Annotated in this window: 12 protein-coding genes; 8 read left to right on the top strand and 4 right to left on the bottom strand. The window is 52.6% G+C overall.

Annotation, left to right across the window (positions count from 1 at the left end):
• The first annotated feature begins 15 nt into the window (after positions 1-15).
• From thiC to ABFZ83_RS10220, 5 genes are all read left to right on the top strand, one after another.
• A complete protein-coding gene (thiC, locus tag ABFZ83_RS10240) occupies positions 16-1,911 on the top strand; it encodes a phosphomethylpyrimidine synthase ThiC (RefSeq protein WP_411816453.1) in 1,896 nt (631 codons plus the stop codon).
• Positions 1,912-2,071: 160 nt separating this feature from the next.
• Positions 2,072-2,413: a hypothetical protein gene (locus ABFZ83_RS10235; RefSeq protein WP_411816452.1), complete on the top strand. Its 342-nt coding sequence runs from the start codon at positions 2,072-2,074 to the stop codon at positions 2,411-2,413.
• Positions 2,414-2,540: 127 nt separating this feature from the next.
• Positions 2,541-2,717, top strand: a complete 177-nt coding sequence (locus ABFZ83_RS10230) for a hypothetical protein (RefSeq protein WP_411816451.1) — start codon at positions 2,541-2,543, stop codon at positions 2,715-2,717.
• 353 nt (positions 2,718-3,070) lie between these two features.
• Entirely contained in the window at positions 3,071-4,240 is a 1,170-nt protein-coding gene (locus ABFZ83_RS10225; RefSeq protein ID WP_411816450.1) for an aminotransferase, read from the top strand.
• Positions 4,241-4,243: 3 nt separating this feature from the next.
• Positions 4,244-4,747, top strand: coding sequence for a thioredoxin family protein (locus tag ABFZ83_RS10220; RefSeq protein ID WP_411816449.1), 504 nt, complete (start codon positions 4,244-4,246; stop codon positions 4,745-4,747).
• 39 nt (positions 4,748-4,786) lie between these two features.
• On the opposite strand, the gene ABFZ83_RS10215 is transcribed toward ABFZ83_RS10220, so the two are convergent.
• The 4 genes from ABFZ83_RS10215 to rfbB form a co-directional block, all read right to left on the bottom strand.
• The gene (locus tag ABFZ83_RS10215; protein ID WP_411816448.1) at positions 4,787-5,968 is read right to left on the bottom strand and encodes an NAD-dependent epimerase/dehydratase family protein; all 1,182 of its coding nucleotides are present in this window, start codon (positions 5,966-5,968) and stop codon (positions 4,787-4,789) included.
• Between the two features lie 182 nt (positions 5,969-6,150).
• Positions 6,151-7,017: a glucose-1-phosphate thymidylyltransferase RfbA gene (gene rfbA / locus ABFZ83_RS10210; RefSeq protein WP_411816447.1), complete on the bottom strand. Its 867-nt coding sequence runs from the start codon at positions 7,015-7,017 to the stop codon at positions 6,151-6,153.
• Positions 7,014-7,886: a dTDP-4-dehydrorhamnose reductase gene (gene rfbD / locus ABFZ83_RS10205; RefSeq protein WP_411816446.1), complete on the bottom strand. Its 873-nt coding sequence runs from the start codon at positions 7,884-7,886 to the stop codon at positions 7,014-7,016. The genes rfbA and rfbD overlap by 4 nt, the downstream gene beginning before the upstream one ends.
• A gap of 1 nt (position 7,887) precedes the next feature.
• The gene (rfbB, locus tag ABFZ83_RS10200; RefSeq protein ID WP_411816445.1) at positions 7,888-8,946 is read right to left on the bottom strand and encodes a dTDP-glucose 4,6-dehydratase; all 1,059 of its coding nucleotides are present in this window, start codon (positions 8,944-8,946) and stop codon (positions 7,888-7,890) included.
• A 319-nt stretch (positions 8,947-9,265) separates the two neighbouring features.
• On the opposite strand from rfbB, the gene ABFZ83_RS10195 reads away from it, so the two are divergent.
• The 3 genes from ABFZ83_RS10195 (at position 9,266) to ribD (ending at position 12,419) form a co-directional block, all read left to right on the top strand.
• Entirely contained in the window at positions 9,266-10,402 is a 1,137-nt protein-coding gene (locus ABFZ83_RS10195) for a PepSY-associated TM helix domain-containing protein (protein WP_411816444.1), read from the top strand.
• A 147-nt stretch (positions 10,403-10,549) separates the two neighbouring features.
• Complete coding sequence (locus ABFZ83_RS10190) at positions 10,550-11,308, top strand: flavodoxin family protein (RefSeq protein ID WP_411816443.1); 759 nt, start codon at positions 10,550-10,552, stop codon at positions 11,306-11,308.
• Positions 11,283-12,419: a bifunctional diaminohydroxyphosphoribosylaminopyrimidine deaminase/5-amino-6-(5-phosphoribosylamino)uracil reductase RibD gene (gene ribD, locus ABFZ83_RS10185; protein WP_411816442.1), complete on the top strand. Its 1,137-nt coding sequence runs from the start codon at positions 11,283-11,285 to the stop codon at positions 12,417-12,419. The genes ABFZ83_RS10190 and ribD overlap by 26 nt, the downstream gene beginning before the upstream one ends.
• Positions 12,420-12,441: the final 22 nt, after the last annotated feature.

Genomic DNA, 12,441 nt, shown 5'->3' with positions numbered 1-12,441 from the left:
CAAGAAAGTTGCATCATGAACAAACACGTCCCCCAGTCTGAATTTAAAACACCTGAAGTCACCACGGGGGCCTTGCCATCATCGCGCAAAGTCTATGTGTCTGGCGATCAGTATCCGGATCTTCGCGTGCCTGTGCGCGAAATTGACCTGCACCCGAGTGCGAACGAACCGGCGGTGCCGGTCTATGACACATCCGGCCCCTATACGGACCCAGATGTCGAGATTGATGTCGAAAAGGGTCTGCCGCGCACGCGTACCGCATGGATCAAAGCGCGTGGCCATGTCGAGGAATATGACGGCCGCGACGTGAAACCCGAAGACAATGGCGGCGCGACCGGTAAGTTTCTGGCGCGTGAATTCCCGATTAGAAACCGCCCCTTGCGCGGTACCGGCACGGGCCCGGTCACGCAATATGAATTCGCCAAGGCGGGGATCATTACCGCCGAGATGGAGTATGTGGCGATCCGCGAAAATCTGGGCCGCAAGCAAATGCTCGAAGGCGCGGAAGAGCGCGTCGCCCAAGGCGAGAGCTTTGGCGCGGAGATCCCGCCTTTTATCACGCCGGAATTTGTGCGCTCCGAAATTGCCCGTGGCCGCGCGATCATTCCGTCCAATATCAACCACCCGGAGATCGAGCCCCAGATCATCGGCCGAAACTTCCTGGTAAAGATCAATGCCAATATCGGTAACTCTGCGGTGGCGTCATCGGTCGAGGAAGAGGTCGATAAAATGGTCTGGGCGACCCGCTGGGGCGCAGACAATGTGATGGACCTTTCGACGGGCCGGAATATCCATAACACCCGTGAATGGATCATTCGCAACTCGCCTGTGCCGATTGGGACGGTGCCGATTTATCAGGCGCTTGAAAAGGTCAATGGCGTTGCCGAAGACCTGACATGGGAGGTCTATCGCGACACCCTGATCGAACAGGCCGAGCAGGGCGTTGATTATTTCACCATCCATGCGGGCGTGCGCCTGCCTTATATTCACCTGACGGCAGATCGCGTCACCGGCATTGTTTCGCGCGGCGGTTCGATCATGGCGAAATGGTGCCTCGCGCATCACCGCGAAAGCTTTCTTTATACGAACTTTGAAGAAATCTGCGAGATCATGCGCAAATATGACGTGTCGTTCTCGCTCGGTGATGGCTTGCGTCCGGGCTCTGTGGCGGATGCCAATGACCGCGCGCAATTTGCTGAGCTTGAAACCCTTGGTGAGCTGACAAAAATCGCGTGGGATCACGGTTGTCAGGTCATGATCGAAGGGCCGGGCCATGTTCCGATGCATAAGATCCGCGTGAACATGACCAAACAGCTAAAAGAATGTGGCGAAGCCCCGTTCTATACGCTTGGGCCGCTCACGACCGATATTGCGCCCGGTTATGATCACATCACATCCGGTATTGGCGCGGCGATGATCGGCTGGTTCGGTACGGCCATGCTTTGCTATGTGACGCCTAAAGAGCATCTTGGTCTGCCTGATCGCGATGACGTTAAAGTCGGCGTGATCACCTATAAACTCGCGGCCCATGCGGCGGACCTTGCGAAAGGTCATCCGGCGGCGCAGGTGCGTGACGATGCGGTCTCCCGCGCGCGGTTTGATTTCCGCTGGGAAGATCAATTCAATCTCGCCCTCGATCCGGAAACCGCTCGTGATTACCACGACCAGACCTTGCCGAAAGAGGCGCATAAGGTCGCGCATTTCTGTTCCATGTGCGGGCCGAAATTCTGTTCCATGAAGATCACGCAGGACGTTCGCGACTATGCGGATGGTCTTTCTGACAACGAGAAAAAAGACCTCGAACGCCTCTCGGAAGAGGGCATGAAGGAAATGTCAGACAAATATAAAGAGATGGGCTCGGAACTGTATCTCGAAGCCGAAGCCGTCAAGAAGGCGAATGAAAGCCTTTAAAAGCGCGTTCATTCCAGTCTGAATATAGGCGCTAGCGGATCTCGCTAGCGTCTTTTTCTTTCGCATAATTAATCACAGCCGAGATTTATCTTCGGTCTGCAAATGAACCTTTCTCGGTTCCCCGTGTTCTCCTTCCCGAAAGCAAACAAGGGCAGGAGCCATGAGAAAAGAATTACTTTTAAGTATCGCACTGGTTTTCGGCGCATCGGGCCTTGCTGCCTGTGGTGACAATACCGCCGCTGATGAAATGGAAGAGGCTGGTGCCGACGCGCGCGAAGCCGCCGAAGAAGCCGGTGATGATATGGAAGACGCCGCTGATGCAGCAGGCGACGCCATTGATGAAACCGCAGAGAACATCGAAGAAAATGCCGAAGACGCTGCCCATGATGTCAGCGAAGAGGCCGAAGAAGCCGCCGATGAATTTGGCGACCGCGTCGACGAAACCGCTGAAGAAATGGAAGAGGACATCGAAGACGCTGCCGACGAGGACCCTCAACAATAATATCCCCCACGACCCGCAACTAAACACCGCCCCCTTCGGGGCGGTTTTTTTATGCCCGAAATGCGCTTGACGTAATGGGATGCAATGTATATACATTGTACATTCATTGCATAACTCGTTAGCGATCATGGCGGACAAGACAAAAAAAGCGAACAAAAAAGATAGCCAATTGGTCATTCGCATTAATCGCAAAGACCGAGATCGCTTCATTGAGCTTTGTGATGAGATGGATACCAGCGCGGCACGGGAGATCCGCCGTTTCATCAAGGGGTTTCTTGCTGAGCAGGAGAAGCCCCCGAAATAGGTCGCTGCGCCGGTCGAAATTCAGTGCCTTAAGGAGAAGTATCAATGGCAAACAAGCGCGTTAAAAAACTAAAAAAAGAAATCAAAGGCCGCAAAAAAATCATCGCGAAACAAGAATCAAAACTAAAAAAAGCGAAAAAGGCGCTGAAGAAAGCTGCCTAAACTTAATCAAGCCGGGTGAGCGATCACCCGGCTTTTTTTGTGGTTGTAGAGCAGGTAAAATATTGCCTGGCTCGCGAAAATTTCAATAATTCCCTGATTTGGTGCGTAGTTATCCACGCCATGACGCGGTAGGCTATAGTCGTTCTTCGATCTGACAGTTGCGGGATATCCCGCCCTAAAAAAGAACTCTAAATGCCGCGATTAAATTCTGTATTCTCTGACCGTCCCCAATCCATTTTTCCGACCATGTCGCGCCTTGCGCGTGAACATGATGCGATCAATCTTGGCCAGGGCTTCCCCGACGAAGACGGCCCGCGCGAGATCAGAGAGATCGCCGCCCAAGCAACAATCGATGGGCCAAATCAATATGCGCCGGTCGAAGGCATCGAAGAATTGCGCACCGCCATTGCGTATGACAATCAGCGCTTTTACGGCCTCGACCTTGATCCGCAAACCGAGACCCTTGTGGTTTCCGGCGCGACCGAAGGGCTGGCTGCGGCGTTTTTAGGCTTTTTGTCGCCGGGGGATGAGGCCGTATTACTCGCGCCGTTTTATGAGTGTTATGCGCCGCAAATCGAAGCCGCAGGGGCGCAGATCAAGCTCGTTAATCTTGTCCCGCCCCATTGGCGGCTTGATCGCGCGGCGATTGAAAAAGCTATTTCGCCAAAGACAAAATTGATCGTTATCAATACGCCGCATAATCCGCTCGGCAAAGTGATGTCTACGGATGAATTGTCACTTATTGCCGATATTGCGATTGAAAACGACCTGATCGTGGTCTGCGATGAAGTTTACGAACATCTGATTTTTGATGGCGTCCCGCATGAGCCGCTGATGACTTTGCCGGGGATGCGCGATCGCTGCATTCGCATTGGCTCTGCGGGAAAAACATTTTCACTAACCGGGTTTCGGATCGGCTATGTTTCGGGCCCTGCCCATTTGATTACGGGCGTGATGAAGGCGCATCAACATCTGGCCTATACTTCGCCAATCCCGATGCAAAAAGCCGTCGCCGCCGGGCTGCGCATGGGCGATGACTATTACACCGCGTTCAAGGCCGACATGCAGGCAAAGCGTGACTTGATGGCTGCAGGTTTGGCTGAGGCGGGGTTTGATGTTCTGCCTTGTGCGGGAACCTATTTTATCACGGTCGATATTCATTCGGTCGGACGCGATGACGACGCCGCCTTTTGCCGGGAAATTACCGAACATGCGAAAGTCGCTGCCGTTCCCATTTCTGCGTTTTATCATCCGTCACAAAGCGATGCGCCGCGCAATTTTGTCCGTTTTTGTTTTTGTAAGAAGCCGGAGATCATCCGCGAAGCCTGTTCGCGTTTATCCAGCTATCTCAAGGAGGCTTAGGCCATGTTAAAGGCATTTTGTGTTGGGTTGGCCGTCGCCGCCGTTGTTGGGTTGGCGAACCCGGTGTCGCCGGTTGTCGCGCAGGCGGCGGAGGGCGAACACCATGACGATAATCCGCGCCCGTTTGATGCGTCGCGAAATGCGATGATGGATGTCGATGTGGCTTTGTCCGCCGCGCAAGCGAGCGGCAAGAATGTGCTTTTGGTGCTCGGCGGGAACTGGTGTCACGATAGTCGCGGATTGGCTGCCAAGTTCGAAGAGCCGGAACTCGCCGCCGTAATCGCCGATGGGTATGAACTGGTTTGGGTCGATGTCGGTTATCGCGACCGCAATCTTGATGTCGCGCTAAGATTTGGTGTGTTGGAGGTCCGCGGAACACCGACGATTTTGATCTTGTCGCCAGAGGGGGCGCTATTGAATGCCGATAGCGTACATGATTGGCGTACGGCGGATTCAAAGTCCTATGATGAAACGCTGATCTATTTCAAAAAATATGCGGCGCAATAAAATTGCGCCGCACTCAAATTCGCGAAATTTAAAAGTCGCCTAAGCGTCTTTTTTCTGGTTGTCCGTCCAGTAGGAAATACACGGGATTTTCGTTTTGTCGCACCGGTCTGCGTATTTGCGCGCGATTTCCGTGACTTCTTCGAGAAGACCTTCTTCGAGCGTGATCGGATCAAGACCGAGGCCCAAAAGGCGTTCGTTCTCGACGTGAAGATCATTCTCGGCATCTTCCTTGCGCGGATTGTTTACATATTCAATCGCTGCGCCGGTTTTAGACTCGATCAATTTCGCCAGATCCCGCACGCGGTGGGTTTCGGTCATCTGGTTTAAAATACGAACCCGTTCGCCATGTTGTGGCGGCGTTTCGATCGCAAGCTCAATACATTTGACGGTATCTTGGATATGAATAAACGCCCTTGTCTGCCCGCCTGTACCGTGAACGGTCATTGGGAAACCAACAGCCGCCTGCATCAAAAAGCGATTAAGAACAGTGCCATAATCGCCGTCATAGTCGAAGCGGTTAATCAGGCGTTCGTCTTTTTTGGTTTCTTCCGTCTGTGTACCCCAAACAATGCCTTGGTGAAGGTCAGTGATCTTCAGGCCGTCATTTTTGTTGTAAAACGCAAACAGCAATTGGTCCTGGGTTTTCGTCATGTGATAGATCGAGCCGGGATTTGCCGGATACAGAATTTCCTGACGGATTTCCTGACCATCATCAGTTTCGATTTTAATCGGCAAATAACCCTCGGGGATTTTCATGCCCGCTGTGCCGTAACCATAGACGCCCATTGTGCCCAAATGCACGAGATGCGGGTCAACACTCGATTCAACAATCGCCGCGAGAACATTGTTTGTCGCGTTGAGGTTGTTATCGACCGTATAACGCTTGTGGTAAGACGATTTCATGGAGTAAGGCGCAGCGCGCTGCTCAGCGAAATGAACAATCGCATCCGGTTCGAAATCGTTCAAAAGGTTGACCAGTCGAGCGTAGTTTTTCGCGACGTCAATATTTTCAAAAGTGATGCTTTTGCCGGAAACTTCTTTCCAGGCCGCAAGGCGCGTCGAGACCGGTTGGATCGGGGTCAGCGATTCGACTTCAAGTTCGATATCGATTTTCCGGCGCGAAAGATTGTCAACGATTACAACCTCGTGCCCCACATTCGACACGTGTAGCGCCGTTGGCCACCCGCAAAAACCATCCCCACCAATCACCAGGATCTTCATATCGCTTCCCATTTATCAGAGCTACTTGTGTTTAAACCTGCAATTTATACAAGCTTTTGCGCCGTCATAAAGTGCGAATGGCGCAATGCGCAACCCCGGTCAAGGCAGCGGGCAGTTTTCGGGTGTGAAGTCCCCGCCGAATACTCGGATTCGGTGCGATGAAGCGAGGGATTCCCGCGATATTACGCGCCAGCGAGCCGCGTCAGGTATTGTCCGTACTGATTTTTTTTGAGCGGTTCCGCCAGTTTCAGCAATTGATCCCGGTCGATAAAGCCAGATCGGTAGGCAATTTCTTCGGGGCAGGAAACCTTGAGGCCCTGACGGGTTTCGATGGTTTGCACAAAATGCGCCGCTTCGAGAAGCGATTCATGCGTGCCGGTATCGAGCCACGCAAAGCCACGACCCAGCATCTGCGCCCGCAGGCAGCCATCATGCATATACATTTCATTGAGGGTGGTGATTTCCAACTCACCGCGGGCCGACGGCTTAACCTGTTTGGCGCGCTCAACGACGGTTTCGTCATAAAAATAGAGGCCAGTTGCCGCAAAATTCGATTTAGGTTTTTGCGGTTTTTCCTCGATGGAAATAACCTCGCCGCCCTCGCCAAATTCAACAACGCCGTAACGTTCAGGGTCAGTGACTTGATAGGCGAAAATTTCCGCGCCGTTTTCAAGTTGGGCTGCCGCTCGCAATTGGTCAGTTAATCCGTGTCCGTAGAAAATATTATCCCCCAGAACCAATGCGCATTTATCGCCGGCGATAAACTCTTCGCCGATGATAAAGGCTTGCGCCAATCCGTCCGGGCTTGGTTGCGTCGCATAGCTGATCGAAATGCCCCATTCATTGCCATCGCCCAAAAGCCGTTCAAACGATGCGCGATCTTCCGGTGTAGTAATCACAAGGATGTCGCGAATACCCGCAAGCATCAGTACGCTGAGCGGGTAATAGATCATCGGCTTGTCATAGATTGGCATCAATTGTTTCGAGACGCCGCGCGTCACCGGATAGAGACGTGTGCCCGATCCGCCTGCGAGAATAATACCCTTCATGACTTGCTTTCCTTGCTTTGGAGTTCTTTGACAACCCGGACCAGACCGCTGCGCCAATCAGGTTGCGCAACACCGAAATCGCGTTCAATACGCGCACAATCCAGAACGGTATTTAGCGGCCGCGCCGCTGGTGTTTTGTATTCCGCTGTCGGAATTGGACTGACCGACATTGTGACATTGGCGGTCTCGAAAATTGCTTCGGCAAACTCTGCCCAGCTGACCGGTGGGTTGCCTTGGAAATGATAAATGCCGCTACCGGGTGCGCCGCGATGTTTCTTTGCGGCAATGGCAAGGGCCGCACGGGCAATGTCGCCTGCCTCGGTTGGGCCGCCAATTTGATCCGCAACAATCGACAGGGCGTCACGATCTTTGGCCAAGCGAAGCATGGTTTTTACAAAGTTATTGCCGAAAGAAGAGAAAACCCACGAGGTACGAAGGATCACCGCTTTGGGGTGCGCGGCCATGACTTGCGTTTCGCCGACAAGTTTTGTCGCCCCATATTTGTTGAGCGGATTTGTCGGCGCTTCCTCGGTCAAGCGGTCATGGCTTGTTCCGTCAAAAACATAATCCGTGGACAGGTGAATGAACTGCGCGCCAATATCATGCGCGGCTTTTGCCATTTCCGCCGGTGCGTCCGTGTTCAACGCTTTCGCGGCGTCGATTTCTTCTTCGGCTTTATCTACCGCCGTATAGGCCGCGGCGTTGATGACAATATCCGGTTTTCGTTCCCTGATCGCGGCTTCCGCATTCCCGCGCACAAGAAGATCGGCATCATCGCGGCCAAGGGCGGTCAAGCTGCCCTCTGGCACAGGCTCCAATTGCAGCGCCTTTGCGACCTGACCGTTTTTACCGAAGACAAGAATATTCATGTCAGCTCTTTTGTTGGCCTAATCCCTGGCGTTTTGCGACGTCAAACCCTTTGCCGCGAATGGCTTCCCACCATTCTTTGTTGTTCAAATACCAAAGTACGGTTTGGCGCATTCCTTCTTCGACGGAAACTGACGGCTGCCAGCCGAGTTCCCGCTCAATTTTATCGCAGTTGATGGCATAACGGTGGTCATGTCCCGGGCGGTCCGAAACAAATTTGATCAGGCTCTCATGAGGCCGATGCGGGGAGTCGCTCAGCTCGTCATCGAGAACAGCGCAAATCATTTTGACAAGTTCAAGATTGGTGCGTTCTGCCCGGCCACCGACATTATAGGTCTCGCCGGATTTCCCTTTTCGCGCCACAAGCAACAACGCATCCGCATGGTCTTCGACATAAAGCCAATCGCGAATGTTGTCGCCTTTGCCATAAATCGGAATATCGCGTCCTTCGAGGGCCGCAATAATCACAACCGGAATCAATTTTTCCGGGAATTGATAGGGGCCGTAATTGTTCGAGCAATTGGTCACGATGACATCAAGGCCAAACGTCTCGCGCCATGCGCGCGCCAACATATCCGACGATGCCTTTGCGGCCGAATAGGGCGAGTTGGGTTGATAGGGCGAGTCTTCGGTGAACTCTCCGGTCGGTCCGAGCGAGCCAAAGACTTCGTCGGTCGAGATGTGATGAAAGCGGAAGCCAGATGGGGCATTCCCGCTCTTGCAGAACTCTCGCGATGCCTCAAGCAGCGAATAAGTGCCGACGATATTCGTCTGAATAAATGCGCCCGGCCCGTCAATCGAGCGATCAACATGGGTCTCCGCCGCAAGGTTCATGACGCAGTCCGGTTTGAACTCGGTAATGAGCTGCGCCATTTTTGGCATGTCGCAAATATCGGACTGAGAGAATTGATAATTCGGGTGATCGGCGACCGACGCAATATTGTCGAGATTGGCCGCATAGGTCAGCTTGTCGACATTCAGAACAGTATCGCCAGCGTCAATCGCACGGCGAACAACAGCGGAACCAATAAATCCGGCACCGCCGGTAACCATAAGCCTCATGGCTTTCTCCCAAATCAATGGGGCGGAAATTCCGCCCTAGAATTCAAGCGCTTAACCCGGCCGCTCAATGACGACCTTTCGCGGTTGTGTCTAACATGGCGCAAAGTCGTTTAAAGCAGCGGGGCGGCAAAAAATGATTAACATTCAGCGGGATTCAGGCGCTTTCGTGACAATTATATTGGGCCATTTGTTGCGCGAGCGGTTTACACCAAATATGAAAGTGATAATTATTCGCAAATAGGCATTTCAGATTTCAAATCTTACGCAGTTTCGTCTGGCCCTCTTCCAACTGCTTCCTCACACCAAGAACACAGATCTTATGAAAACATTCCGACGCGCAATATTTTGGATGCATCTTTCCGCCGGCGTTCTTGCCGGCCTTGTCATATTCATGATGTCGCTCACAGGGGTGTTGCTGACCTATGAGCGGCAGATCGTTGCAGCCGCTGAGCGAGGGCTTGTCGAAAAAATAGACGGTCAAAGGTTGCCGGCCGACGAATTTGCCGCTTTGGCATTCACCTATGGCGAGAATGTTCGCGTCGAGATTCCGTCAAATCCGAAGGCACCGGTCAAAATTTTCGAAGGTCGCAAGCAACTTTTGCTTCATCCGGTCACGGGGGAGCTTTTGCTCGAAGGCAATACGGCGACGGATAAATTCTTTGGCAAAGTCATGGCGTTTCATCGGTGGTTTGCGCTCGAAGGCGAGGCGCGCAAGACCGGACGTGCGATCACTGGCGGGGCGAATTTGTTGTTTATTTTCCTTGCCATTAGCGGGCTCTATTTGTGGCTTACGCCGAGCCTTCGCTGGGTGTTGGTTAAGTCAAAATTATTGTTCAACGCTTCACCACCAACTGGTAAAGCGCGTGATTATAATTGGCACCATGTTTTCAGTATTTGGATGCTGGTTCCGATTATCGCAATGGCGATGACGGCGACAATCTTTTATTATCCGTGGGCGAATAAAATATTGTTTGCTGCATATGGCGAAGAGCCGCAAGCGGGGCGGGGGGCACCTCCAACGCCAGTTGAGTTGCCGGACTTTAATATGGGCAATGAACCATTATCAATCGAAGAACGGATGCAACGGGCGGCATCATTCAATCCCAATTGGAAACGGATCAGCTTTCCGGCACAGAGCGCATTTGATGAGCCGATATTTTTTAGCGTCGATACCGGCAATGGTGCCCGTTATCAAAATAAATTCGAAACGGTGATCGCGCCCGATGGTGCGCTTTTGAGCACTGATCGCCCTAGCGATCGGCGGACCGCCGGCATGCGCGCGCGCATTTTTGCGCGTTACCTGCATACGGGCGAAATATTTGGATTCATTGGACAAACGCTTGCCGGCCTTGGTTCTATCGCGGGCATGTTTCTGGTTTGGACCGGGCTAGCGCTTAGCTATCGGCGATTGATCCGTCCGGCGCTTCAAAAACGGCGCGTGGCAGCGCAATCGTGAAAGAAATCTTTGGGCCTTCATGGGCGAAGACTCGGTTCTCTGATATAAATCTTGAGTAGCCAAGCGAGGAACAAAACTGCGCATTGTAGTGTTTTTCAACAATGCGCGTAATTGCGTTCGTTCAACGCCATCGCCGGAGGAAGTCGCATGACACTTACCGAGAAGCAGACGACGCTATGTGATGAAAGCACGACCGATTTCTCAGGATTAAAGGCCCTCATTATTAACACCAGCCTGAAGATAAATTCGGAAAAATCTCATACAAAAACACTCCTTTCTGTCGCCCAGTCGATCATGGAAAAAAACCACATCAAGGTCGAATATGTTCATGCTACGGAACATAAGATCGCTTTTGGCGTACAGCCGGATATGACCGAACATGGTTGGGATCGCGACGACTGGCCCTCGATTTGGGAAAAGGTAAAGGCTGCGAATATATTGATTTTAGGAACACCGATCTGGCTCGGTGAAGAAAGCTCGGTCTGCCGATTAGTGATAGAGCGCCTTTATGCGATGTCCGGCCTTTTGAATGAGAAAGGTCAAAGCATTTATTACGGAAAAGTCGGTGGCGCGGTCATTACGGGCAATGAGGATGGGATAAAACATTGTGCCATGACAATCCTCTATGCGCTTCAACATTTGGGATATGTAATACCGCCACAAGCCGATTGCGGTTGGATTGGCGAGGCTGGGCCGGGGCCTTCTTATGGTGATGAAAGTGATGATGGTCCCGTTGGGATTGATAATGATTTCACCCAACGCAACACCACGATCATGACGTGGAATCTTATGCATCTTGCAAAAATGATGAAGGACGCTGGCGGCATTTCGAACCACGGCAATGATCGCAATGCATGGAAGGCGGGATGTCGCTTCGATTATGAAAACCCCGATTATCGCGCGTAACATGAGTGGTGAGGGCGATCAGCATTTGCATTTTATGCGCCGGGCATTAGCGCTAGCGCAAACCGGTGAGGGGCGAACCTCACCAAACCCAATGGTTGGTTGTGTCATTGTTCGCGATGGATCGATTATTGGCGAAGGCGCGCATTTGGGAGCAGGGCTCGCCCACGCCGAAGTGATTGCGCTTAAAGATACGGGGGATGCAAAAGGTGCGACGGCCTATGTGACCTTGGAGCCCTGTTGTCACCATGGCCGTACAGGTCCGTGTACGGAGGTATTGATAAATGCGGGCGTCACGACGGTTTATTTCGCCGTAGCCGATCCGCATCCGTTGGCCTCAGGTGGTGGGGAGCGACTGAGGTCGGCGGGCATTGAAGTGCATAGCGGTCTTTGCGAAGCAGAGGCCCGAGAGCAGAATCGATTCTGGTTTTTTGCAGAAGAAAACAAACGTCCGATGGTGGTTGCTAAAATGGCGATGAGCCTAGATGGGCGCATTGCAACGGAAAATGGCGACAGTCAGTGGATCACCAATGAAGACGCGCGGCGGTCCGGTCGTGCGCTAAGAAAGTCCGTAGACGCGGTTTTGGTGGGCGCGGATACTATTATCTATGATAACCCGCGGCTAACTGCGCGCGACGAAAATGACACCGACTTTGATCCGGCCTACCAACCGCTTCGGGTGGTCATCGATAGTACGGGCCGGACAGATCCTCAAAGCAAAGTGTATGGTGATGGGGCTTTATTGGCGGTGACCGATATGATTTCGCCGATGACAAAAACACCATTTGAAACAACCGGGAGTGATGTCGTTATTTTCCCGCGCGATGTCCATGCACAGGTCGACCTTGAGGCGCTACTGGCCGAGCTTTATTCGCGCAATGTTCAATCGCTGCTGGTTGAGGGTGGCAGTACGGTTCTGGGCAGCTTCTTCGATCAGGCGCTGGTCGATGAGGTCTGGGCCTTCCTCGCACCGACGATGATTTTAGGCGGAAAAGCAAAACCCGCGATTGGCGGCCAAGGACCAAGCGCAATCGCCGATGCAACGCGCCTTGAAAATATAACCGTCGAAAATCTTGGTGACGATTTATTGGTGCGCGGAAGGGTTTGTCGATAGACGTCTGCGCAGCAGCACTATT

This window comes from Hyphococcus formosus (assembly GCF_046736345.1).
Classification (GTDB): Bacteria; Pseudomonadota; Alphaproteobacteria; order Caulobacterales; family Parvularculaceae; genus Hyphococcus; species Hyphococcus formosus.
This window is presented reverse-complemented; position numbering and strand designations above follow the sequence as displayed.

Bases quoted from the DNA above. Each gene is read 5' to 3' on its own strand.
- rfbA (WP_411816447.1), bottom strand. From the start codon at position 7,017: ATGAAGGGTATTATTCTCGCAGGCGGATCGGGCACACGTCTCTATCCG.
- ABFZ83_RS10195 (WP_411816444.1), top strand. From the start codon at position 9,266: ATGAAAACATTCCGACGCGCAATATTTTGGATGCATCTTTCCGCCGGC.
- ABFZ83_RS10230 (WP_411816451.1), top strand. From the start codon at position 2,541: ATGGCGGACAAGACAAAAAAAGCGAACAAAAAAGATAGCCAATTGGTC.
- ABFZ83_RS10225 (WP_411816450.1), top strand. From the start codon at position 3,071: ATGCCGCGATTAAATTCTGTATTCTCTGACCGTCCCCAATCCATTTTT.
- rfbD (WP_411816446.1), bottom strand. From the start codon at position 7,886: ATGAATATTCTTGTCTTCGGTAAAAACGGTCAGGTCGCAAAGGCGCTG.
- rfbB (WP_411816445.1), bottom strand. From the start codon at position 8,946: ATGAGGCTTATGGTTACCGGCGGTGCCGGATTTATTGGTTCCGCTGTT.
- thiC (WP_411816453.1), top strand. From the start codon at position 16: ATGAACAAACACGTCCCCCAGTCTGAATTTAAAACACCTGAAGTCACC.
- ribD (WP_411816442.1), top strand. From the start codon at position 11,283: ATGAAAACCCCGATTATCGCGCGTAACATGAGTGGTGAGGGCGATCAG.
- ABFZ83_RS10215 (WP_411816448.1), bottom strand. From the start codon at position 5,968: ATGAAGATCCTGGTGATTGGTGGGGATGGTTTTTGCGGGTGGCCAACG.
- ABFZ83_RS10190 (WP_411816443.1), top strand. From the start codon at position 10,550: ATGACACTTACCGAGAAGCAGACGACGCTATGTGATGAAAGCACGACC.
- ABFZ83_RS10235 (WP_411816452.1), top strand. From the start codon at position 2,072: ATGAGAAAAGAATTACTTTTAAGTATCGCACTGGTTTTCGGCGCATCG.
- ABFZ83_RS10220 (WP_411816449.1), top strand. From the start codon at position 4,244: ATGTTAAAGGCATTTTGTGTTGGGTTGGCCGTCGCCGCCGTTGTTGGG.